General features: G+C 67.9%; 19 protein-coding genes, 1 tRNA gene and 2 pseudogenes. 13 read left to right on the top strand and 9 right to left on the bottom strand.

All coding sequences use genetic code 11. The annotated features are described in order from the left end of the window. Window positions 1–133: 133 nt before the first annotated feature. Together BR98_RS25245 and BR98_RS25240 are read left to right on the top strand one after the other, a co-directional pair. Complete coding sequence (locus BR98_RS25245; protein ID WP_035847763.1) at window positions 134–838, top strand: ABC transporter ATP-binding protein; 705 nt, start codon at window positions 134–136, stop codon at window positions 836–838. Window positions 839–1,043: 205 nt separating this feature from the next. Beyond that, window positions 1,044–3,422, top strand: a complete 2,379-nt coding sequence (locus BR98_RS25240) for an ABC transporter permease (protein ID WP_035847761.1) — start codon at window positions 1,044–1,046, stop codon at window positions 3,420–3,422. A gap of 74 nt (window positions 3,423–3,496) precedes the next feature. Here the strand turns inward: BR98_RS25240 and BR98_RS42625 are convergent. Together BR98_RS42625 and BR98_RS25235 are read right to left on the bottom strand one after the other, a co-directional pair. Further along, a pseudogene (locus tag BR98_RS42625) lies at window positions 3,497–3,945 on the bottom strand (fibronectin type III-like domain-contianing protein). A 585-nt stretch (window positions 3,946–4,530) separates the two neighbouring features. Next, window positions 4,531–4,869: a hypothetical protein gene (locus BR98_RS25235; protein ID WP_035847759.1), complete on the bottom strand. Its 339-nt coding sequence runs from the start codon at window positions 4,867–4,869 to the stop codon at window positions 4,531–4,533. 331 nt (window positions 4,870–5,200) lie between these two features. On the opposite strand from BR98_RS25235, the gene BR98_RS25230 reads away from it, so the two are divergent. Next, window positions 5,201–5,617 carry a prevent-host-death protein gene (locus BR98_RS25230; RefSeq protein WP_035847757.1) on the top strand — a complete coding sequence of 139 codons (417 nt, stop codon included), beginning with the start codon at window positions 5,201–5,203 and terminating at the stop codon, window positions 5,615–5,617. Continuing rightward, on the top strand, window positions 5,614–6,039 hold the full coding sequence (locus tag BR98_RS25225) for a cytotoxic translational repressor of toxin-antitoxin stability system (RefSeq protein ID WP_035847755.1): 426 nt from the start codon (window positions 5,614–5,616) through the stop codon (window positions 6,037–6,039). The genes BR98_RS25230 and BR98_RS25225 overlap by 4 nt, the downstream gene beginning before the upstream one ends. A 1,962-nt stretch (window positions 6,040–8,001) precedes the next feature. Here BR98_RS25225 and BR98_RS39660 read toward each other — a convergent pair. The 3 genes from BR98_RS39660 to BR98_RS25215 form a co-directional block, all read right to left on the bottom strand. Next, window positions 8,002–9,330 (bottom strand): hypothetical protein, encoded by a 1,329-nt coding sequence (locus BR98_RS39660; RefSeq protein ID WP_157537930.1) that lies wholly within the window; start codon window positions 9,328–9,330, stop codon window positions 8,002–8,004. A 167-nt stretch (window positions 9,331–9,497) separates the two neighbouring features. Then, a complete protein-coding gene (locus BR98_RS25220; protein WP_035847753.1) occupies window positions 9,498–10,316 on the bottom strand; it encodes a class I SAM-dependent methyltransferase in 819 nt (272 codons plus the stop codon). Further along, window positions 10,313–11,626: a helix-turn-helix transcriptional regulator gene (locus tag BR98_RS25215; protein WP_051970202.1), complete on the bottom strand. Its 1,314-nt coding sequence runs from the start codon at window positions 11,624–11,626 to the stop codon at window positions 10,313–10,315. Before BR98_RS25215 ends, BR98_RS25220 begins: the two co-directional genes overlap by 4 nt. A gap of 203 nt (window positions 11,627–11,829) precedes the next feature. On the opposite strand from BR98_RS25215, the gene BR98_RS25210 reads away from it, so the two are divergent. The 5 genes from BR98_RS25210 (at window position 11,830) to BR98_RS25195 (ending at window position 15,583) form a co-directional block, all read left to right on the top strand. Continuing rightward, window positions 11,830–12,324: an ATP-binding protein gene (locus BR98_RS25210; RefSeq protein WP_051970201.1), complete on the top strand. Its 495-nt coding sequence runs from the start codon at window positions 11,830–11,832 to the stop codon at window positions 12,322–12,324. Window positions 12,325–12,498: 174 nt separating this feature from the next. Further along, window positions 12,499–12,639 carry a hypothetical protein gene (locus BR98_RS40515; RefSeq protein WP_198042279.1) on the top strand — a complete coding sequence of 47 codons (141 nt, stop codon included), beginning with the start codon at window positions 12,499–12,501 and terminating at the stop codon, window positions 12,637–12,639. 13 nt (window positions 12,640–12,652) lie between these two features. After that, window positions 12,653–13,840, top strand: coding sequence for a cupin domain-containing protein (locus tag BR98_RS25205; RefSeq protein ID WP_035847751.1), 1,188 nt, complete (start codon window positions 12,653–12,655; stop codon window positions 13,838–13,840). Continuing rightward, complete coding sequence (locus BR98_RS25200; protein ID WP_035847748.1) at window positions 13,837–14,733, top strand: aldo/keto reductase; 897 nt, start codon at window positions 13,837–13,839, stop codon at window positions 14,731–14,733. Before BR98_RS25205 ends, BR98_RS25200 begins: the two co-directional genes overlap by 4 nt. Further along, window positions 14,717–15,583 carry a hypothetical protein gene (locus BR98_RS25195; protein ID WP_051970200.1) on the top strand — a complete coding sequence of 289 codons (867 nt, stop codon included), beginning with the start codon at window positions 14,717–14,719 and terminating at the stop codon, window positions 15,581–15,583. The genes BR98_RS25200 and BR98_RS25195 overlap by 17 nt, the downstream gene beginning before the upstream one ends. 82 nt (window positions 15,584–15,665) lie before the next feature. Here the strand turns inward: BR98_RS25195 and BR98_RS39655 are convergent, their stop codons facing one another. Continuing rightward, on the bottom strand, window positions 15,666–16,073 hold the full coding sequence (locus tag BR98_RS39655) for a hypothetical protein (protein WP_232247536.1): 408 nt from the start codon (window positions 16,071–16,073) through the stop codon (window positions 15,666–15,668). A gap of 321 nt (window positions 16,074–16,394) precedes the next feature. Here BR98_RS39655 and BR98_RS25190 point away from each other — a divergent pair, with 321 nt between their 5' ends. Then, window positions 16,395–16,658: a ribosomal protein L7/L12 gene (locus BR98_RS25190; protein ID WP_035847746.1), complete on the top strand. Its 264-nt coding sequence runs from the start codon at window positions 16,395–16,397 to the stop codon at window positions 16,656–16,658. A gap of 159 nt (window positions 16,659–16,817) precedes the next feature. Here the strand turns inward: BR98_RS25190 and BR98_RS25185 are convergent, their stop codons facing one another. Further along, entirely contained in the window at window positions 16,818–17,951 is a 1,134-nt protein-coding gene (locus BR98_RS25185) for a DUF3631 domain-containing protein (RefSeq protein ID WP_051971168.1), read from the bottom strand. Window positions 17,952–18,473: 522 nt separating this feature from the next. Then, window positions 18,474–18,725, bottom strand: coding sequence for a hypothetical protein (locus BR98_RS25180; RefSeq protein WP_035847744.1), 252 nt, complete (start codon window positions 18,723–18,725; stop codon window positions 18,474–18,476). Between the two features lie 90 nt (window positions 18,726–18,815). On the opposite strand from BR98_RS25180, the gene BR98_RS25175 reads away from it, so the two are divergent. Together BR98_RS25175 and BR98_RS36665 are read left to right on the top strand one after the other, a co-directional pair. Next, the gene (locus tag BR98_RS25175; protein ID WP_035847742.1) at window positions 18,816–19,439 is read left to right on the top strand and encodes a helix-turn-helix domain-containing protein; all 624 of its coding nucleotides are present in this window, start codon (window positions 18,816–18,818) and stop codon (window positions 19,437–19,439) included. Then, a pseudogene (locus BR98_RS36665) lies at window positions 19,436–20,932 on the top strand (site-specific integrase); the annotation flags it as partial. The gene BR98_RS25175 and the pseudogene BR98_RS36665, both read left to right, overlap by 4 nt. 153 nt (window positions 20,933–21,085) lie before the next feature. Here the strand turns inward: BR98_RS36665 and BR98_RS25165 are convergent. Continuing rightward, a tRNA-Thr gene (locus BR98_RS25165) sits at window positions 21,086–21,159 on the bottom strand. A gap of 271 nt (window positions 21,160–21,430) precedes the next feature. Here BR98_RS25165 and BR98_RS25160 point away from each other — a divergent pair. Continuing rightward, complete coding sequence (locus BR98_RS25160; protein WP_035847738.1) at window positions 21,431–22,522, top strand: ABC transporter ATP-binding protein; 1,092 nt, start codon at window positions 21,431–21,433, stop codon at window positions 22,520–22,522. Window positions 22,523–22,608 lie beyond the last annotated feature (86 nt).

Here is a 22,608-nt window from a genome sequence, read left to right as displayed (position 1 = left end):
ACAGGGTCGCTGGACCCCGTACCTGAGGTGGACCCAGGTACACCCCCGGACACCGTCCAGCCGTATGTCCCCGGGAACCCCCGGATACCTAGCGTGATCCGGCGTTGAGCAGCCCCAACTCCTGGAGTCCACTGTGCAGTCCACCGCGACCTCGCCGATCATCGAGATCCGCGACGTGAACAAGACCTATGACACCGACCGCCCGGCCCTGGCCGAGCTCAACCTCGAGGTGCGCGGCGGCGAGGCGCTGGCCGTGCTCGGCCGCTCGGGCAGCGGCAAGTCGACGCTGCTCAACCTGATCGCCGGGCTGGACCGGCCGAGCCAGGGCACGGTCACCGTGGACGGCCTGCGGATCGACCGGCTGACCGAAGCCGGCTCGGCGAAGTACCGGCGGGAGCGAGTCGGGATGGTCTTCCAGTTCTTCAACCTGCTGGACGACCTGACCGTCAGCGACAACGTGCTGCTACCGGCCCAGCTCGCCGGGATGCCGCAGGGCCGGGCCCGCAGCCGCGCCGCCGAACTGCTCGACCAGCTCGGCATCACCCGGCACGCCCGCGCCTTCCCGGGCCGGCTCTCCGGTGGCGAGCGCCAACGGGTGGCAGTGGCCAGGGCCCTGATGAACCGTCCGCCCCTGCTGCTGGCCGACGAGCCGACCGGCGCACTGGACAGCGCCTCCGCCGCGGACGTCCGCGAGCTGCTCGTCGAGCTCAACCGCGCCGGGCAGACGATCCTGCTGGTCACCCATGACACCGCACTCGCCGACGCCTGCGCGAGCCGGATCATCGAGCTGTCCGACGGCCGGATCACCCGCGATGTCCTCAGCCCGGTGGCCCTCTGATGACCGAGCGAAGCAAACGGGGTGGGCGCATCAGCGAAGCGGGGTGGGCGCATGAGCGAGCGGAGCGAGCGAATCAAGGAAGAGGTGCGCGTGCGCGAAGCGCTCGCCGAGCGAAGCGGGGTGGGCGCATGAGCGAGCGGAGCGAGCGAATCAAGGAAGAGGTGCGCGTGCGCGAAGCGCTCGCCGAGCGAAGCGAGGTGGGCGCATGAGCGCGCTGGGCAAAGTGGTCCGGGCCGGTGTCGGGCGCCGGCGGGTGCAGACCTTCGTGATGATGCTGACCACCATGATGGCGGTCACCGCCGCCGTCCTGGGCGGCGGACTGCTCGCCGCCGCCCACGCCTCCTTCGACCAGGGCTTCGCGCAGCAGCACGGCGCCCACCTGACCGCGCAGTTCGACGCGACGAAGGTGACGGTGAATCAGCTCGCCGACACCGCCCGGCTGCCCGGCGTGACGGCCGCCGCCGGCCCGTACCCCGCCGTCTCGCTCACCTCCGCCATCGGCGAGAACGGCGCGCGACTGCCGGTGGGCCTGGTCAACCCGCCGTTGGTCTTCGTCGGCCGCGGCGACCCGGGCGGGCCGGTCGACAGGCTCACCGTCACTGCCGGGCGGTGGGCCACCGGGCCGGGCGAGGTGGTGCTGAGCGGGTTCAACTCGCCCTTGGGCGTGGGCGACAAGCTCAGCTTCCCGAACGCCCCCGGCCGGCCGACGCTGACCGTCGTCGGACTGGCCAGGACCGTCGGCCAGAGCGCCGACGCCTGGGTCTGGCCGCAGCAGCTCGCGGCACTCACCCCGCCGGGCGTCCGGCCCGACGAGCAGATGCTCTACCGCCTTGCGCAGGCCGCCGACAACAGCCAGGTCAACGCCGGCCGCGCCGCGCTGGCCGCGGCTCTCCCGCCGGGCTCGATGACCGGCGCCGCCTCGTACCTGAAGATCAAGGTGGCGGCGGACAAGAGCACCGCGACCTTCGTGCCGTTCGTGGTCGCCTTCGCGATCATCGGGCTGGCCATGTCGGTGCTGATCATCGGCATCGTGGTGAGCGGCGCGGTCGGGGCCGCGACCCGGCGGATCGGCATCCTGAAGGCCCTGGGCTTCACTCCCGAACAGGTGGTGCGGGCCTATGTCGGGCAGGCGCTGATCCCCGCCACCGTCGGCACCGCGCTGGGCCTGGCTCTCGGCAACCTGGCGGCGGTCCCGGTGCTGGCGAAGGCCGGCGAGGCCTTCAACACCGGTCCGCAGCTGGTCGCGCCGTGGATCGACCTGGCGGTCGGGGCCGGCGCGCTGGCCGCCACCGCCGGCACCGCGCTGGTGCCCGCGCTGCGGGCCGGGCGGCTGCGCACCGTCGAAGCCCTCGCCGTCGGCCGCACCCCGAGCGCCGGACGCGGCCGCGCGGTGCGGCAGTTGCTCGGCCGGCTGCCGTTGCCGCGCCCGGTCAGCCTGGGCCTGGCCAACCCGTTCGCCAAGCCGGGACGCTCCGCGACCGTGGTCGCGGCCGTGCTGCTCGGCACCGTCGGGGTCACCTTCGGCGTGGGCCTGGCCGTCTCGTTGAACGTCGTCGAGGACGGTCTGAGCCGGCGCGAGCCCGGCCAGGTGGTGGCCCTGCCGCTTCCCCTGGTCGACACCGTCGACAACTCCGCCGCGGCCCACCGCCCGCAGGCCGCCGAGGTCCCCGCGATCGCGGCGCGGATCGCGGAGCTGCCGGGTACCGCGCGGTACTTCGCCACCGATCGCACCAGGGCCGCCGTGGCCGGACTGGCCGGCCCGACCACCGTGATCCGCTACGACGGCGACTCCTCCTGGGGCGCCTACCGGATGGTCTCCGGCAGCTGGTTCCACCTCCCCGGCGAGGCGGTGGTCCCGTCCGGCTTCCTGCAGGCCACCGGCGCCCGGGTCGGGGACACCATCACCCTGACCGGGAACGGCCGCAGCGCGCCGGTGCGGATCGTCGGCGAGGTCTTCGACATGGAGGAGTCCGGCACGGTCATCCGGACCGACCGCGCCTCACTGGCCGCGCTGGACACCCCGGTCGACCCGATGAGCGTCGAGTTCCAGATCGACCTCAGGCCCGGCACCGGCCTGGACGAGTACATGGGCGCCCTCGACCCGGTGCTCAAGCCCTACGGCTTCGGCCCCGGCAGCTACCACCCGCCCTTCAACCCGACCATCCTCTCCATGGACACCCTGGCGGCGATGCTCACCGCCATGCTGGTCGCCGTGGCCGGCCTCGGTGTGCTCAACACCGTGGTGCTCGACACCCGCGAACGCGTCCACGACCTGGGCGTCTTCAAGGCGCTCGGGATGTCCCCCCGGCAGACCGTCGCGATGGTCATCACCTCGGTCGCCGGCCTCGGCCTGCTCGCCGGCCTGCTCGGCACTCCCCTGGGCATGGCCCTGCACGGCTACATCCTCCCCGCCGAGGGCCGCGCCGCCGGCACCCGCTTCCCCGCCTCGGCCACCGACGTCTACCACCTCGCCACCCTGGCCCCGCTGCTGCTCGGCGGGCTGCTGATCGCCACCCTCGGCGCCCTCCTCCCCGCCACCTGGGCCGCCCGCACCCCCACCGCCACCGCGCTGCGTACCGAATAGCACCGAACAGCGCCGAGCGGCGCCGAGCGGCGGCGGGGCGGTGGTGGGCCGCCCCGCCGCTGCTCGCTCACGTGCTACGGCAGCGGGTCGGCGGTGATCGGTGCACCGAGGCTCAGGTTGGCGGACAGGGGCAGGTTGCGCGAGGAGTCGCCGAGCAGGACCTGGTAGTTGCCGGCGCCGGCGATCCAGTGGCCACTGCCGGTGTCCCAGGACGCCAGGTCGTGGGCGGTGACGGTGAAGCTGACCGTCGCCCGGGCTCCCGGGGCGAGGTGACGCGCTGGAACCCCTTGAGCTGGTGCGGGGGTCCGCCGGCGCCGGCCGGGTCGGCGAGGTAGAGCTGGGCGACGTCGGTACCGGCCCGGCTGCCGGTGTTGGTGGCGGTGGTGGTGGCGGTGGCGGTGGCGGTGACCGTCGCGGTGCCCCCGAGACCGCGCCGACCTGGAGGTTGCTGTAGTCGAAGGAGGTGTAGGAGAAGCCGAATCCGAACGGGAACAGCGGCGTGGTGTTGGTCGCGTCGTCCCACCGGGAGCCGATGTTCAGGCCCTCGGAGTACTGGACCTGCCCGTTGCTGCCCGGCCACTGGGCGGTGCTGCCGGTGGGGATCGCGCTGCCGAGCGGGTCGCCGAACAGAGGGACGTCCACCTCAACCACTCGATACCACGTCGGGCGCAGCGGATCGACGACCAGCCACACGGTGTGGGCTGGTCCATGGCGCGTTCCGTCGACAAGGTGGACCCGATGCTCGCCGGGGCTGACTTCAGAGACATCAACCACGAGGGTCCCCGACAGGGAGCTGCGGATACGAAGGGGCACGTTATCGTCCAGCCACACCTGGACCTGGCCTCCAGCCCGCTCAACCCAGAGCGTCAGTTCTCCCTGGTGGTACTGGTATCCCCGCACAGCCGGGCAGCGGGGCCTCACAGGAGTCCACGATCTCCTCGCGCAAGAGTGAGAGGAAGACGTCCAGGCCCTGGCCCCGCGCCGCTGTAGGCTCCCTGCCCTGCCCCACCTCGGGTTGCTCATCGGCTGAGCTCTGAGGTTCTACGAGCTGGCCCAGTCGGAGCATGGAACCAGCCAGCCTGCGGTCGAGCTCGACGCCCTCTGCGTACTACAAGAGCTCATCCACCCCATGCACCACACGGCGATACGGGCGTAGACGCGGCCGGTCAATGCCAAGCTGCCACGACCACGGGTCGTCGACAGCCGCTGATTGCTCGCAGCACGGAACGGGATCATTGTTGGAGAAGCCATGGGCCGACCAAGGACGGAACAAGTAGCGCGCTGGAACGGCCAGCAGTGCGGCCTGCGAGTCCTCAATCCCCAGTTCCCGGTCGGCGTACAGATCCACCGCTGTGAACGTGGGCCAGTCCTGGCGATCCGCCATCAGGCCATAGACAGCCTGCAGAAGACCCTGAGCGATAGCGTCGAGCTGTGATTCCTGAGCCACAGGGGCAATTGTTCCCTCGGGGCACCCCTGGGACCAGTGAAATGCATGCTCGTTCGACGCCGCCCCGACCCTCGCTCGACACATGCAGCTGCACCGGTCGCCTGCTGGTACGACGGTCTCCGTGGCCGGCTGGACCGACCGGAGTCGAGAGATCCGGACCTGGCCGGTGGGCGGCTTGGCTCCCGATGTACTTCGCTGCTTCAAGGGCCCAGGGCGGCTGACCAGGCATTTCATTGTTCGCCGCAGGTAGCAAATGGATCCAAGTACGTCACGTACTTGACGTACTTGGATGACTCGGCGATGCTAGTGCCACCAGGAAGGAGGACGTCTGATGACGGCAGTCCACTACGAGAGCTACACCGAAGCCCGAAACCACTTCAAGGACATCCTGGATGCCGCCGAGCAGGGGCGCGTCGCGACGGTTCGCCGAGACGCGGGGTATGCGGCAGTGGTCGACGCCGGGCGACTTCGCCATGCTCTCGCACTGCTGTGCACGTCCAAGGCAGAGGTCGTTCGCGAGGGTGGCGGCTGGTCGGCGTTCTTCCCAGGGCTTCCGATCGCAGCCGACGGCGCCACCTTCGACGAAGCCATCGATGAACTGATCGACGCGCTGCGTGAGTACGCCGAGGACTGGCAAGAACGGCTCTTGAACGCCCCAAACCACCGGGAGAACTGGGGGCTGGTCCAGCTGATTTCCCTCAGCGACGACACACAACTGCGACAGTGGGTTGTCGGGGCCACTAGGTGACCTGGCCTGAGCCGACACGCGACCGGCACGAACAGTTCTGTAAGGCCGAGGAATGGGAACGCGTACGCGACGCACGAGGCCGCACCGGCACCCATCACATCACTTACGAGCTCGCCATCCCTGACGGACGCATCCTGCGCACCAGGGTGTCGCACCCAGTGGACCGCACCGGGTACGGCTCAAGCGTGTGGGCACACATTCTCCGGGACCAGCTGGATGTCACAGAGGGCGAGTTCTGGGCCTGTGTTCTGGATGCCAAGCTTCCCGACCGCGGTACACCCGAACCGCCACGCGAAGCACTGCCCGCACAGCTCGTCTACATGCTGCTTAATCAAGTAGGACTCACCGAGGATCAAGTCGCCGAGATGGACAAGTCCCAGGCGATCGAGCGACTCAACCAGTTCTGGACCAACGGCAGCTGAGACGTAAGAACTGCCATGAAGCCTGCCCGAGGCCGCGCCTGCCTCGGGCAGGCTTCATGCGTCGATCCCGCCCCGAGTCGCCAGCGGGGACGAGCGTTCCCCCACCGGTCTGGATCTTCCCGGACTCCCGCTTGTGCGAGGAACCGACTGGTCGCGGCCCGTCGCGTCCAGCACCACCTCGCTCTGCGCGATCGTCAGGCGGTCCCCGGTGATCCCGTACCGACCTCCCCTTCCCGGTTGGCCCCTGCATCATCCAGGTGGTCATGCATGTTGCGCACGTTGGCCGCCTGATCCGCGGCGCCTTCGTCCGCAGCGAAGCGGGGACCCGGGCCCGTGCTCGACTACGGCATGCCCGGTGATAGCGGGACCCGTGTCGGCAACGGGTGAAAACAGCCGTCGCCGACAACCCGGCAAGGCCCCCGGCATACCAGCCCCAACTCATCGACGGCTGCCTGGCCGCGACCGAGCTGATCATCGCCCTGCCCTGACCGCCAGCAGTGCGAGTTCAACCTGGGAAACCGGGCATCAGAGCCGACTATCAGGCCTCGTGGAGGACTTGCGTGCTTCCGCGATCACGAGGAGCTGGTGGGGGCTGGCGCCAACGAAAGCACGGCTACTACAGGTGCCACCCGGATGTTCTCCGCCATCAGGTCGAGGCCGACTGCTAGGTCAGGTCGCGTCACCCGGAACCATACGTCGCAGTCCCTCATCCACCAGCTCGATCGAAAACGGGCGAAGTCATGGATGCTGTCGCCCAGGTACGTTGCCCCGCCTGCGGAGATGGCGGCTTCCATCGTCTCGGCGACGTGAGAGACCTCTACATCGCCTGGCAATGGCTCGTGGGCTGCCACACCCGTCCGGATCTCGGCTCCAGCGGAATAACGGTCATTCATCGCAGCCTCTCCAAGTGCGGCTCGCCGGCTGCGGAGCGGCGGCGGGCTGGGCAGGGAGTGCAGGGCCCTGGTGTCAGCGCCGACTCAGGACGGGTTGCGCCTGGTGCATGCAGCGAGAAGCTCTAGTGAGACCCCGACTCAGTAGCTACCTACATAGTCCGCAGCGACCCTAACGGCCCGCCACCCAGCCCAGCAGGTCAAGTTGACCTTCTACGTGGACATCACTTCCGGCGGCGCGGGCTTGCACGCACGCCTTATGGTTGCGCCGATAGACCGCTCCCGCGACCGCGGGTACCCGGTCGATTCCTCGCAATGATCCATTAGCACAGGAAGCAAGGAGAGCCGCACGCCCCTGCCGCTCATGCTGCTCGCGTTAGCGCCGCGCTCCTGGCACCGCCCACTGACACGGTGATCGAAATCCGATGTGTGCCAAATGTGTGCCGGGGCTCCCCAGGGGCGACTCAAGAACGCCGCCGACCAGGAAACTGCCGTTAACCCAAGCGGGTGAACCACGCCTCGGACGCGGAACCGCCGGGCATACAGCGCGGAGATAGAAGAAGGCCGCCGACCTGCTGTCCCACACAGATCCGCAGCCTTCGCGGAGTATGAGCACCGCTTTTCAGTCGCTGTCTCATACCCAGGCCAACGTCCGATATGCCCTGAAATTTTGTCCTTTTTGGAGCCCCCTGTCGGGTTCGAACCGACGACCCCCGCTTTACAAGACGAACCCGGATCATGACGGGGAGTGACGCCTGATGCCGCGTGGCGCTGAACCCTCAGGTCAGCGCCACGCGGCCGGTTTCGTGATCCATCCCGGAACGGCTCCTGCCACCGCGTCCGCTCACGCATCGCTCACGCTTGATAGTTGCGGTACACGCCGAAGCAACCCGCCGTGGCGTGTTTACGGCACGGCACGCAAGCTGCGTACAAGCGCCTCGCAGCTTGGTCCGAGGCCCAACGCGACGCCCAGCGGTGGAGCTCACCTGAAATCCGTTCGAGCTTGCGCCGCGAGCAAAGCCCAAACGTCCGCCACCCCCGATACAAAGGCTCCGCCCTATCGATACAGCTGTTAAATCACGCGGCCAGTAGCAATGATGATCTGCTCCGCACAAAATCTCATCAGCGGAACTTCACCAGAAAGCTCCGCATCGTTCGTAAATGGGCGATACTTGGGCCGAGCTCCATCCTTTGCATGAACGAGAGCATTTCTTGTCCGATATATACGCTTCGCAAGGGATGAGAATACTTCGTCTGAACGCTCACCCCTCAGATCAGTGACATTGGCATCCGCAAATGAGACTTGATCTGCCTTATAGTGAGCAACAAGGCCCGCCGCATAGCTATCCAGATCAGCCGAAAGGCGCGCCAGGTCGACATATTTCCTCAGGACGAGCTGAAGCGATTTCTGCTCATCAATTCCCCCCTCATCTCGAACTTTCTTTTGCGAATTCGAGATGACCTTGATTACAGCCTGGACATCACCCGATCTCTTTAGAGAGAATGATGGGTCGGCAATCTTTGCGCGCACCTGATCAACAAGATCTTCAGAATACACCTTCTCGTAGAAGTGCTCCGCAATGTGATAGAAGGACAGATATGCCAAGCTGGGACTTTCTGCAGAAGCTCCCAGCTGATAGTGATGCACCAGGTCCGGCTGATATGTCATCCTGGGGGCGTCAATCTGGTCCTCTGATGCCCTTCGAACTCGGGCGATCCTGCTGCCTCGCGCAATCCCGTCCACGCTGGAGGCCACAAGGAAAGAGTAATCATGATTGTAAGCCAGATTGAACAGGAAGGAATTTGCGAGCGCCTCAAAATCGTTCCTACTCCGAGGCGATTCAATCCTTAGCGTCAATCCCGGGAATGCCTTCTGTGCAGCCTCCTCTGCACTGGCCTGCGCCAGCCCAGCAGGAGGCCACGCGTCTCCCGAGAGTCGAGCTGCACCCGGATTGTGCCGCATCCTCATGCGAGCCCGGTCTCGAATCGCCATAGAGACGGGGTGTCTCCTCAGCGGCGCCTCCGCACTCGGAAGCTCATTCATGAAGTGCAGGAAGTAAGAAAGCGAAGGCGCCCCAAGTGAATACTTCTGGGGATTCTCACCACCCGACTCTAGCGCCAATCCGTCGCGCCAGATACCACTAGCATAAGAGCTCTGGCTTCCATGCTCCGAAACCATCACCTCGCACTTATTTCCCCACGAAAGAAATATTCCATCGCTAGAGGATGCCGCATTTGCCTTATCGACAGCACTTACCACTTCTCCCCTAGGGAATCGATCCAGCAGCTTGTCGTCCCTTGTCACAATTGGCCTAGCAAGAGAAATCCAGTCACCATCATCCACAAGGGGACCGAATGGGATTTCGAGGATCTCAAGTGCACGCTCAACAGTAAGGCTCAAAAACCTTCTCCTCGATCGAATTTGCCTTCGAATGAAATGTAGGCTGCCGAGTGTCGAGTGCTGCTAGTTACGAGCCGTCGCAAGGCACACCCTGGGGGCGCAAATCTCCGGGTGAGGGCCGCATCGCTGATCGATTCGAAGTGACGAATTTAGCTGCGCCTGCAATTCTATACTCGACAAACCAGGACGCCGCCGAGGCATGCGATTTGAATCGATCCATCGGTGTTGATGGCCGAGATAACATTTTCCCTTGCCCGATCCACGGTCTCCGCGAAGGGGACGCCGCATTGGTCGGCCCACGCCTCGTAGGAGGCCAAGTGGGCAACGATTGGCGTGGGGTCGGTGAGCTCGATGGTGCCGGCCAGCTTCCGGACTCGGATGTCCTTGAATGCCGTTCCGAGGTAGCCGGGGGCCTTCTCCAGGGAGAAGCGAGAGCTAAGGGAGACCCGTGCTGGCCCCTTGGGGATCCCGAGGACGTCTCCTGCAGCCTTGGCCCAGAGCTGGTCCAGCTCACGCTTGTCGGTGTCGCTGTTGGTCGAGGCAATGAGCACGCCGCCAGGCCGGAGCACGCGGGCCAGCTCTTTGATCGTGGCCTCGATGTCGCTGACGTGGTACAGCATGTGCAGGGCCAGTACGGCGTCCGCGCTGTCGTTGGCGAAGGGCAGGGCCTGGGCGTCGGCCACCAGGACCGGCTTCGGGACATCGGCGAGGATGCCCGCCGAGATGTCCACCCCGACGATCTGAAGGTCCGGCCGGTCCTTGTACAGACGGTTGACGAACTTGCCGTTGCCGCAGCCGACGTCGAGGACGATCCCACTTGTGCAGGCCAGCTCTTCGACGACGATCCCGGGCACGTCGTACTGCGGCTGCTGCCACCGGTAGATCGACTGGCGGGCGGTCAGGTGGCGTCCGTCGGCGTAGGCGCTGTTCGCGAGGATGGACTTGTCGGCGACAGCGGCGTCCTGCTGTGCGGTGTTGCTCGTCACTGTGGCAGCTCCGGGGGATTCGTGAGTGCGGGTCGAGAGCAGGCTTCTCTGACATTCTCACGGAGACTCAGGACGATTGGGGAGCCTGCGTAGGCGGGCAAGGCGAGACGAGTGCTCAGCGCCCGAAGGCGGCTGGAGATGCTCGCTGTTCGCCGGTCCGGTGCGGCGTCCAGCACCACCGAGAGCTTCTCCTGCACGCCGTCGAGGTCACCGTGGGCGAGGTGGGCGTTGGCGAGGTCAAGGCGGGCGGCCAACAGGTCGCCGGAGGACTGTTCCTGCTGCGGTGCGGACTCGTACAGGCTGATGGCCCGGGAGGACGCCTCAATGGCGCGGTTCACGTGACGTTGGCTGCCCAGGGTAAGGAGAGCGGTGCCGGCGTAGGTCCACTGCTTGGCCTCCGGAAACGTGAATACGCCGGGAAGATCCACGGCGGCTACGGCGCTCCGCGCCGCCGCGGCAGCTTCTACGGCCCGTAGCGCGCTCGCGCTGTCGCCGAGCGCGGCAGTGGCCCGTGCTTCGAGGCTGAGCAGGCGGACTGCGATCGTCCCGCTGTCCGCGTACGGCAGTCCCGCTCTGGCCAGTTCGGCAGCCTGGCGGTGGTCCTGCTGCCAGTAGGCGATCAGAGACTGGACTGATCGGATCCAGGCCCGGAGACCGTTGTGGCCGGCTGACTCCGCGCAGCGCCAGGCCGTTCGCGAATGCGTAGCCGCAGCTGTGTACTGGCCGAGGTCGAGGGCGACATGGGTGGCCAGGCCACAGAGGCGTCCGGCCTGCAGGTATAGATGGGCTGTCTGGTAAGGGTGTTGGCGGCCTCGGAGTAAGTCGAACACTCCTCGCCGGAGGGTTCCGATGTCGTGGAAGAGCTCGGACACCGGCTTGCTCACGTAGTCCGCTGCCAGCCTCGCAATGTCCGCGTCGATCTGTTCAAGCAGCGTGTTGTCCACATTGGACGCGCTCGCGAAGCGAAGGAAGAGCGCGGACTCTGCCGAGTCGGCTGCCACGGCCACTACGAGATCGTTGCCGTGGTCCGTGCGCAGGGCAGGCACAGGAGACGAGGCGTCGCCGACGCTGCTGGGCGGTGGGACTGCTTCGGCGGCTGCAGAGGGCGCTGCCAGCAGGTCGGCCAACTGGTCGACCGAGAGTTCCAGGGCGCGGGCGAGCTTCGGCCGCATCCAGGGCTGCGGGGCTCCCCTGCCGCTCTCCCACCGCCCAACGGTCGTGCGGTCCACGTCGAGGGCTTCAGCCAGGGATTCCTGGGTGTGGCCAACCGCCTCCCTGCGCTGGATCAGCCGGGACCTCCTGGATGCCATTCCGCGTCCTCCAGAGGTACGTCAGTTCGTCTGCAGTCGTAACAGGCCAGGTCATGCCCGGGTTTGCAGCACGGATGCCTCGTTGCCGCCTCAATTCTGCTCTGGTTCACCCGCGTTGGAGGCGGTTCTGTAGATACCTGCCGGGTGAATCCCGGCGCGAATCGGCCCGCTGCCGACCTCGTCCCGGTGAAAGGTCCGCGCTCATGTCCGTCGCCACCCGCCAAGCCATCACCCCCGCCCCGTTCGGCTTTCGCGTGCTGCCCAGTGCCGAGGCCGTGCCGGACGCCCGGCGGCAGGTGATACGGGCCGTGCGCGATTGGGGCCTGCCGCTCGCGGAGGACGCGCTCCGCGATGTCGAGTTGCTGTCCAGCGAGCTGATCACCAACGCCGTATCCCACACCCACGCCCCGTGCGTCGTCTGCGTGTCCTGGGACGGTGACCGGCTGCGCGTCGAGGTGACGGACGTCGGCCAGGAACTGCCGGCTGCCGGCGGGATCGATCTTGACGCCACCGACGGGCGAGGGCTGTTCCTGGTGGCAGCGCTCGCGACGAATTGGGGCGCCGAGCCGGACCCTGCCGGCAAGCGGATCTGGTTCGAGGTCGGCACCACCGCCGCCGTCTCGGGCGACGAGCGGCTCACCGCGTTGGTGAGGGCCACGGTCCCGAAAGCACGGGACGTCGTCCCGACCAGTGTCTGACAAGACTTCCTCCTGCCCCGACACGGGCTTGGGGGATGCAGGTGGCCGCGCTGGTCAACAGCCACGCGGCAGAACCACCTGAGGTTCCTTGCCAACGGCTGGCCCTGGCAACGGATCTGCACCCACGACGGGGCCGGGCAGTCGGCCCGCCCCATGAAACCGAAGGAGTGCTTCATGCCCGAGAACCTGACGACCACCACCGAGCTGGAGGGCGACGGCCTGCTGGTCGCCCGTACGAAGGTCGCCGCGGCCCGCTCGCGTGGCGAGCAGCCGTCGGACGGCGGCTCCACCGGCCGAACCGACACCAACGACTGACGGCTGCATCACAATGACCGCCGAGCACTTCTCGGTGGTTGAGCGTCTGGGCGGGGATGACTTCCTCGCCCAGACGCTCGGCCGCAGCTTCAAGGTCGCACGCGGCGAAGCCGCGTCACTCGCCGGGCTGATGAGCTGGGATGACCTCAACGCCATCCTGACCCACCACCGGTTCGAACCCCCTCGCTTCCGCCTCGCCGCCACCGGGGAGCAGGTGCCCGCGCACACCTACTCCCGGCCGATCACCACCCGGCGGAGCACCGTCTGGCACCAGCTCCAGCCGTCGGAGTTGCACCAGCGTCTCGCCGAGGGTGCCACGCTGGTCCTGGACGCCGTCGACGAACTCCACGCCGGAATCGGCGCTCTGGCCGGCCAGCTGGAGCGCTGGCTGCGAACCGGCGTACAGGTCAACCTGTACGCCTCCTGGACCGGCACCGAGGGCTTCGGCGTCCACTGGGACGATCATGACGTGGTCGTCATCCAGCTCGACGGCGCGAAGCGCTGGCGCATCTACGGCCCCACCCGCGCGTTGCCGATGCACCGCGACATCGAGACGCCCGAGCCACCGCCCGAGGAGCCCGTCGCCGATCTGGTCCTCACCGCCGGCGATGTGCTCTATCTGCCGCGGGGCTGGTGGCACGCCGTCGCCGCCTCCGAGGGCGAGCACTCGCTGCATGTCACGTGCGGGCTGCAGAGCACGACGGGCGCCGACCTGATCACCTGGCTGTCGGAGATGCTGCGTGCCCACGAGGCCGTTCGAGAGGACATCCCGCGCTTTGGGACCACCGAGGAGCAGCGAGCCTTCCTCGACACGATCGGCAAGCTCATCGCGACCGAGCTGGAGAGCGACGACCTGATCGCCCGCTTCTCCTTCGCCCACGACGCCACCGAGCGAGCCCGGCTCGCACCGTCGCTGCCCCACATCACGGCGGCCCCACCGGATGCCGACCTGCAGGTACGCCTGGTCACCACGCGGCCCGCGCTCGCGGCCATGCCCGACGGCACCGTCCGGTTTACCGCCGGAGGTGAGGAGTGGGCGTTTGCCGCCAAGGCCGAGCCGATGCTCGCGCTCCTCGCCGACGGGGAACCTCACCGGCTGGCCGATCTCGCCCAGGCCGCAGGCATCACTCTCGGCCAGGCGGCCGGTGTCGTGACCGAGCTGGTCGACGGCCAGGCCGCCGCGATCGGAGGTGCACAATGACGGCCCGGCTGGGCCTCGGCACCTACCGCTGTCTCGATGTGGCCGAGGCCGCGGTGAGGGCCGCTTCCCGGGGTGCCGACTGGGTGGACACCGCGCCCAACTACGAGGGTGGCCGGGCGGAGGCGGCACTGGCCCTGGTCCTGGCGGCGTATCCGGATCTTCGCGTCTCCACGAAGGTGGGTTTCGTCCCTCTCAGTGCCAGGCGGATCGGCGTGCGCGCTGGTGCGCTGTCCGCCGGTCAAGCCAAGCGCGGCCACTGCCTGACGCCGGACTACATCGCCTGGCAGGTCGCCCGTAGCAGCCGCATGCTCGGCCGCAGCCCCGACGTGGTGTTCCTGCACAACCCGGAACACGACTGCCAGGAAGACGAGTTCGCTGATCGGCTCTACACCGCGTTCCTCGCCTTGGAGGAGGCGTGCAGCGAGCGCGTCATCAGTTCCTACGGCGTAGCGACCTGGCGCGGTTTCAGCAGCGGGCTCTTCGACGTGCCTGCCCTGCTCGAACTCGCAACCAAGGCTGGCGGCCCGCAGCACCACCTGCGGGCAATCCAACTCCCCGTCTCCCTCGTCCACCTCAGCACCGTCGCCCAGGCCCTTGACGGACACGGACCGCTGGTCGATGCCTTGGACGCGGGACTGGAGGTGTTCGCCTCCGCCCCGCTCCACGGTGGTGAGATCCCCGGCATCGTGACCCATGAGCTGACCGACCTGATCAGCCCCGGCAGCACGCCCGCGCAGGCTGCCCTCGCCGTCGTCGCCTCGACCACCGGAGTGAAACGCGTGCTTCTGTCGACGGGGAATCCGGAACACTGGACGCAGGCCGCCGATGCCGTCGGCCGGCCGCCGTTGTCTCCGGACGTGCTGCGAAGGGTCGTTGATGTACTCGGAACCTGAGCCGGACATCGCCGAGCGGATGCGCGGGATGCACGCCACAGCCGCAACAGCGCTCGACGCGACGCCGATCGGCTCGCGCGAAGCATGGGGCTGGCGTGGGCGTACCCTCAGCCGCCCGGTTGCCACGGCGTCCGGCGAGGGCTGGCTCCGCCTGGTGTCCGCCCCGGCCGACAAGGCCGGCGGAAAGCTCTGGGAAGGACCGCAGGAGGCAGAACGGCTCATGCCTCCTGCGGTACCCAGGCCGCGCCTGCGGGAGCGGCGTACCTGGACCGAGGGCGAGCACGGCTACCTGGCAGAGCTGTACGACAAGATCACCATTTCCACCATCACCACCCACGAGCCAACCCTCCGGAAGGCCCCCGACCTGGACGACGCCTGGTGGGACGCGCTCAGCACCGCCCTCGACGCGATCGCCGCAGTCCCCAGCAACCGAGTGGCGGTCCGTCCGGAGTACCTGGACCGCGCCATGCCGCAGTACCTCAGCATGGCGATCGACACCAAGGCGCCCGCCTGGACGACCGCGCACGGAGACCTGCACTGGGCCAATCTCACCGGCCCGACCCTCACGATCCTCGACTGGGAAGGCTGGGGCACCGCACCCGCCGGCTACGACGCCGCGCTCCTGCACTCCTACAGCCTCCTGATGCCCGACACCGCAGCCGAGATCCGGCGGCGGCTCGGGCACATCCTCGACACTCCCACGGGGACGTTCGCCGAACTCGTGGTCATCACCGAACTCCTGCAGACCACCACCCGAGGCGACAACCTCGACCTGGAGAAACCGCTGCGAAGGCGGCTCTCCGAGATCACCAACCCCCGGCCCTCCGGCCGGGGGAACCTTGTCGAGTAGCCGTTGGGATATCCAACGCGACAACTTGCTCTGCCCACTCAGCTGGTGGGGGCTGGTCTGTGCGACTCGTCTCCAGCACACATCAGCTCTTGCCAGTAAGGGACTTCACCACGCCGATGATTGACGACAGGAGAGCAACGATCGCGCCCAGGCTCGCGAGGCTCGTAGTCGCGTTGGGGAAGAGGTCCGCCGAGACCTCTCGCCATCGGCGCCGAACGACGAGCCCCTTCAGCTTCTGCCACTGATGCTGCTTGATATGGCAACCCCGAAGAACGCCACGGCCGTTGTTGCGGCAGGTCTGAGCCTCGCCACGGTTCAGAGCAGCACACGGGACTGGCGCTTGGAAGAGAAACCACAGGAGGCTCAGCGCCGACAGTGCTGTGATCGCAAGGGGCCCGAAGTCAGCGGTCAACCATCCGGTCATAGCAACGACGAAAGCAATCAGCCCCCAGTAGCGCCAAAGGCCGTTCGTTCTCTTCTTACTAGCCACAGCGGCGTACGGTATCGACGGGCAAGGCGGCGCTGGGAGAGCGCACAGGTGCACGGGGTGGCGGGCGAGGGGCGTGAGCTACAGGCAGTGGCGCGTGCTCCGAGCCGCTCGCACGTCCGGCCGCCCTCGGCCCGCCAGGCTCGGCTGCTCCGCCGCCGTCCGAGCGGGACCCTGGGGTAAGGACTCCTTACCCCACAACTTGCTCCGGCTTGCCGGGGCTCGGGGTAAGCAGCGCTTACCCCACAACTTGCTCCGCGTGCGGCCCCCTCTGCCTGCCACGTAGCGGGGCTAGGCTCTGAGAGGGCCGACGGATGGAGAGGCATGGACGGCGAGGTCAGGTACATCACGCTGGTCTGTGACGACGTGCCGTACAGCGTCGTGCTGGCCGATCCCGGCACCCGCACCATGGACGTACTGAAGGAGATCCGCCGGCTCACCGGGCTCAGCCTGTGGCACGGCAAACTCCTCATCGGCCAGCTTCCAGCGACGGTTCTCGAAGACCAACCCGAAGACACAGCGCGGACAGCTGCCAGCGCTCTTCGCGCCGTTGGCGCTGTCGCCCATGCGGTCGAGCAGACCGACTGAGGATTCGTCCGCTACCCACCGCGTTGCAGCCGTCCCACACGTTGCAGACCTGGTCAGAGCGGTACGGGTGGCGCTCGCGGGACGACAGGACCCGTTGCGGAGAACGAACCCGTCCCCGCCCTGAGCTGGGCGGGGACGGGTGGTACGACTGGCAGCGAGTCAGCTGCCGGCAGTGACCGGCGGCTCGGCGGGCTCGGGGCAGTAGCGGCTCCAGGCGTCGAGGAAACCGTTGCGGGTGAAGCCCTTGAGCTGCACGCCGTCCGGGAAGCGGATGTTCATCGAGCCGATGCCGTAGTCCTTGAGCAGGAGCTGCAGGCCACGAGCGCTCAGCCCCGTCGGTCCGTGCTCGGCCCACGGCGCCTCATGGTCGGCCTTCAGGGCGGTCAGGAGGTGCTCGGTGGACAGGGCGTCCGGGTTGCCACCGGCGGCGAAGACGCGGCGGATGTCGACCAGGATCCTCGTCCTCAGGCCGCCGTCTTCGTCCTGTCCGGACTCGAACGCGGTCATGGCACGACAGGCCGCGCGGGCACGCACCGGCCACTCACCTCCGGCGAGGTCCGCGACCGTCACCAAGGGCTCCCAGGTGTCAGCGGCACGGTCGTCGACCGGCATGGGCGGCTCCATGTCGGTCGCCGCGTCGATCAGCGGCACCAGCCAGGCATGGAGGCCGTCGCGCAGCTCGCGCAGGCCCGGGTTGTCCCGGTCGGAGCGGTACGAGGAGACGCGCTCGCCCGGCGCCCGGCGGCGCATCCGGATGACCACGGACCGGTCCATGATCGTGTCCGGGAGGTCCCCGATCCCGGCCAGAGCCGCCATGGCGAAGGTGGGGAACTTGACCACCTTGTGGTCCGGTCCGACGACCCGCAGGGTAGGTCGGTTGCGCTGGTGACCGGCGTTCAGCAGGCCACGCAGGTCCTCGTTCTTCTCGGCCGCCTTGACGGTGCCGAACATGGTGTCCGCCTCGTCCACAAGCAGGGTCGGCGGTTGGTCGGTGATCGACCGAAAGATGGCCGCCGAGGACGCGTTGACCGTGATGAGCGGGTCGTGGACGGTCTCGGTGACGATGTCGAGCAGCCGAGACTTCCCGCAGCGCTTGGCCGGGCCGATCACGGCAAGACGCGGGGCATGCTGCCAAGCGGGCTGCAGATGGGTGGCGGCAACCCACAGCGTCACGGCATCCAGAGCTTGCTCGGACGGGAGGATCACGAAGCGAGCTATGGCAGATCGGAGTTCGCAGAGCAGCTCGGCTCCCTGCGATGACGGAGTGACCGGCAGGTCGCCACTTCCGGTCATCCCACCGAAGATGTCCGGGTCACTGACCTGTCCCGCCGGGGCACTGACCGGGTCAGCGGTGATCTGACCGGCCAACGCACCGGGCTCCCGGTCAGTCCGGTCGGTCAGTACGTCGTTCTGACCGACCGCCGGTCGGAAGTGACCAGGCTGACCGGGGACGGCGACAGGCGGCCAGCCCTGCGCCGGGCCTCCCGGTATGGGCTGCGGAGAAGTAGAGTTCACGGTGAGGCTCCTCGCTGGGGCACGCGACCTGGACCGTCGCGCTGCCACCGGTTGAACTGATTCGCTGATCTGGGGACTTCATCCGGCCCTCGGTGTTGGTAGCACCGAGGGCCGTCGCTTTCCCGGCCTGCAAGGCGGAACGAGCTGATCGGGCTCAACTCGCAGGCGGTTGGACTGGGTTGCGCCGCCGTACGACGGGCGGGCGACGCGACGATACGACTGCCCTGGTGGAAGATCCACTGCTCCGGTCGTCGTCCTCTCACGGCAGACAAACCCCTGGGCCCACCTGCAGCTCCGCGATCACGCAGCCTCACCGCCAGCCGTGGCGTCAATGCCCAGCAGTCGCAGGAGGTCCGCAGTGATCACCCTGTACTTCTTGCCGAGCCGAAGCACACGGCACGGGTAGGCGTCCCGCCTCGCCAGCTCGTAGCCCTTGCTGCGACCAAGGCCGATGGCGCGGTTGGCGGTGTCCAGGTCGATCGCGGCCGGCAACGCGAGCAGCTCCGCCCGGCTCACGCCCGCGAGCTCCTGGTTGCCCGTCTCAGTTCGCACAGCTGTCTCCATTCACAGGGGCGAGCCCCAGTCGGCGGCCCCGGGAAGTCCGGGATCGAGGAGCAGCTTGCACCGCAATAAAGTGTCGATATGACACACGACGAAGTGGAATCTTGGTCGGCGCAGGTCACGAGAACCGTGATCGCCGAGGTTCGTAGGTGCCGGAAGGAGCTGGGTATGACCGCGCAGGACCTGGCCGACGCCTGTGACGAGCTGGGCCACCCCATCCCGCGCAACGTCATCGCGAACTGGGAGTCCGGGCGTCGGCTGACCCTCACCGTCCCGGAGCTGCTCGTGCTCGCCAGGGCTGTCGACACGCCGCCGGCCGCCCTGGTCTTCCCGCTCGACGGGAGCACCAGCGTGGACTGCCTCCCGCACGAGAGCCGAGATCCGTGGACGGCGTTCAGCTGGTTCACCGGCGAGGACCTGGACTTCGGCGACGCGGCCGTGTTCCGCGAGTACGCGGGCGTCGAGCACCGCCTCCGGACCGGGCATCACGACGCCTGGCAGCTCCAGTTCTCCGGCGCGAGGGAGGACTGGCCGCACGGCGCCGAAGCCAAGTTCGGCCGCCTTGTGAAGACCGTTCGCTCGGAGCTCGTGCCGATCCGACACCGCATGCGCGGGCTGGGGCTGATTCCCCCTCCGCTCCCCAGCCACCTCGCATTCCTCGACACCGACCACAAGGACGACCAGATGAAGGAGGGAACCCCGTGAAGGGCTCCACCTACCACCGCTGCTACTGCCGGGGCGCCGACACCGGCAAGCCGCTCGGCAAGGCCTGCCCGAAGCTCAGCAGTCGCAAGCACGGTTCCTACGCGGTCCGCCAGGAGCTGCCCAACCGCGAGGACGGCTCACGCCGGTCCTTCAACCGCTCCGGCTACGAATCCCGCAAGGCCGCGCAGGCCGATCTCGACCAGGTCCGCGAGCTGCTGCACATCCCGGACGCGGACGATCCCGAGGGACTCGCACAGATAGCCGATCTGCTGGAGAAGGTCGCTCGCGAGAAGGCCCCCGTGCCCGATGTCGAGGAGACCAGGCGCCGGCTCGCATCCGGGCAGGACCTACAAAACCGGCTGACCGTCGGCGAGTGGATCGACCAGTGGCTGGCGGGCAAGCGCGGCCGCCAGACCGCGATCAGCCGAGACGAGAGCAGCATTCGGCTCTACATCAAGCCGCGGATCGGCCACATCCGTCTCGACCGCCTCCGAGTCCGGCACCTGGAGGAGATGTTCGCAGCCATCGAGGAGGAGAACGTCGAGATTGTCGAGGCGAATGCCCAGCGGCGAGCCGCCATCGCCGAACTCGCCCAGATCCCTTGGAAGGGACAGGAGTTCCGCGCGAAGCGCAAGGCTCTCAAGGCCGCCATCGCCGGGATGGAACCGTTCCGGCGGACCGTCAGCGCGTCGACCTGCCAGCGCATCCGCGCCACGCTCAGAGCCGGCCTCAACGCCGCGATCCGACGACAGATCATCACCTTCAACCCGGCCTCCCACGTCGAGCTGGAGACCGCCAAGCGCCCGAAGCCGCTCGTGTGGACAGAGGAGCGGATCGAGCACTGGGAGCTCACCGGCGAGCGGCCGTCCCCAGTGATGGTCTGGACCCCGGAGCAGACGGGTCTGTTCCTCGACCAGGCCGCCGAGGACCGCCTCTACGCGCTGTTCCACCTGATCACCTTCCGAGGGCTTCGGCGGGGCGAGGCGTGCGGCCAGCGGTGGGCCGACACCAACCTGAAGGCCGAGCTCCTCACCGTGGCCAAGCAACTCGTCGTGGATGGCTGGGCGGTCTACGAGGACGATCCCAAGACCGACGCGGGCGCCCGCACCATCGCCCTCGACTCCGAGACCGTGGCCGTCCTGGAGGCGCACCGCGAGCGGCAGCGGGCCGACCGCGAGCAGTGGGGCGACGCCTGGGTCGAGACCGGCCGGGTCTTCACCAAGGAGAACGGCGAGTGGCTGCACCCGACCGCCGTGACCGACCGCTTCCGCGAACTGGCCGAGGAGGCCGGCCTCCCGCCGATCCGCCTGCACGACCTCCGCCACGGCGCGGCGAGCCTCGCTCACGCAGCGGGCGCGGACCTCCACACGATCAAGGAGATGCTCGGCCACTCCTCGATCGGCATCACCTCGGACACCTACACGACCCTGCTCCCGCAGGTGGACCGCGCCATCGCCGAGGCGGCGGCCCGCCTCGTCCCTCGCGCCAACAAGCCGCGCAGGGTTACTGAGTCCACCCCGGCATCCCCCACGACCCCGCCATCCGCTCACGCATCGCTCACGCAAACGGCCCCGGACGAGTCGTCCGAGGCCGGTGACGGAGCTCCCAGACGGCCAAAGCTGCAGCTCATCCGGGGTGGCGCGGTGAGCCCCCTGTCGGGTTCGAACCGACGACCCCCGCTTTACAAGAGCGGTGCTCTGGCCAGCTGAGCTAAGGAGGCACGGTAGCCGTCCGCGGCGAGGCCACGGCGGCACCGGGTGGCAGTCTACCGGGCGCGGTGGGGGGTGTGGCGGCGGATTAGCGGGGTGGGGGCGCGTGACCGGACTGGTATGGATTGGGCGGGCCAGGGGGGCTGACAATCGGACGAATGTCCAGGTACCCTCAGGCCAAGTCGACTCTTCAGTGGTCCAGACCACTTGAGAGGCGGCGGACAACCCGACCCTTTACTCGGATCGTCCGGCACGTTCCTGCCGGTGAAGGAGAGCACAGCCATGGCTTCTGTGACCTACGACAAGGCGACCCGGCTCTACCCCGGTGGCGACAAGCCCGCGGTGGACGCGCTGGACCTGCACATCGAGGACGGCGAGTTCCTCGTCCTCGTCGGCCCCTCGGGCTGCGGCAAGTCGACCAGCCTGCGGATGCTGGCCGGCCTGGAGGACGTCAACGGCGGCGTCATCCGGATCGGCGACCGCGACGTCACGCACCTGCCGCCGAAGGACCGGGACATCGCGATGGTGTTCCAGAACTACGCGCTCTACCCCCACATGACGGTGGCCGACAACATGGGCTTCGCGCTCAAGATCGCCGGCGTCAACAAGGCCGAGATCCGCCAGAAGGTGGAGGAGGCCGCGAAGATCCTCGACCTCACCCAGTACCTGGACCGCAAGCCGAAGGCGCTCTCCGGTGGTCAGCGCCAGCGTGTCGCGATGGGTCGCGCGATCGTCCGCGAGCCGCAGGTCTTCCTGATGGACGAGCCGCTGTCCAACCTGGACGCCAAGCTCCGCGTCTCCACCCGTACCCAGATCGCCGGCCTGCAGCGCCGCCTGGGCATCACCACGGTGTACGTGACGCACGACCAGACCGAGGCCATGACCATGGGCGACCGCGTCGCGGTGCTCAAGGACGGTCTGCTGCAGCAGGTCGACACCCCGCGCCGGATGTACGACAAGCCCGCCAACGTCTTCGTGGCCGGCTTCATCGGCTCGCCCGCGATGAACCTGGTCGACGTCCCGCTGGTGGACGGCGGCGTGAAGTTCGGCGGCTCGGTCATCAACATCGACCGCGAGCACCTGGCCGGCGCCGGCAGCGACAAGAACGTCACGGTCGGCATCCGCCCCGAGCACTTCCAGATCGTCCCCGAGGGCGGCATCGAGGGCGTGGCCGTGACCGTCAACGTGGTCGAGGAGCTCGGCGCCGACGGCTTCGTCTACGGCACCACCAAGGTGAGCGGCGAGGACAAGGACATCGTCGTGCGCGTGCACGGCCGGCAGATCCCGCAGAAGGGCGAGACCATCCACGTGGTCCCGACCGGTGGCGAGACCCACGTCTTCTCCACCACCACGGGTGCCCGCCTGAGCGCCTGAGGCCCCAGGCTCTAGAACACCTGCCGCAGCCCCGTCGGACACCCGTCCGGCGGGGCTCGGTGCTTCGTCACTCGTCCGTGTGACTC

This window comes from Kitasatospora azatica KCTC 9699 (assembly GCF_000744785.1).
Classification (GTDB): Bacteria; Actinomycetota; Actinomycetes; order Streptomycetales; family Streptomycetaceae; genus Kitasatospora; species Kitasatospora azatica.
The sequence above is the reverse complement of the archived record's forward strand: the minus strand, read 5'-3'. Positions and strand labels throughout refer to the sequence as shown.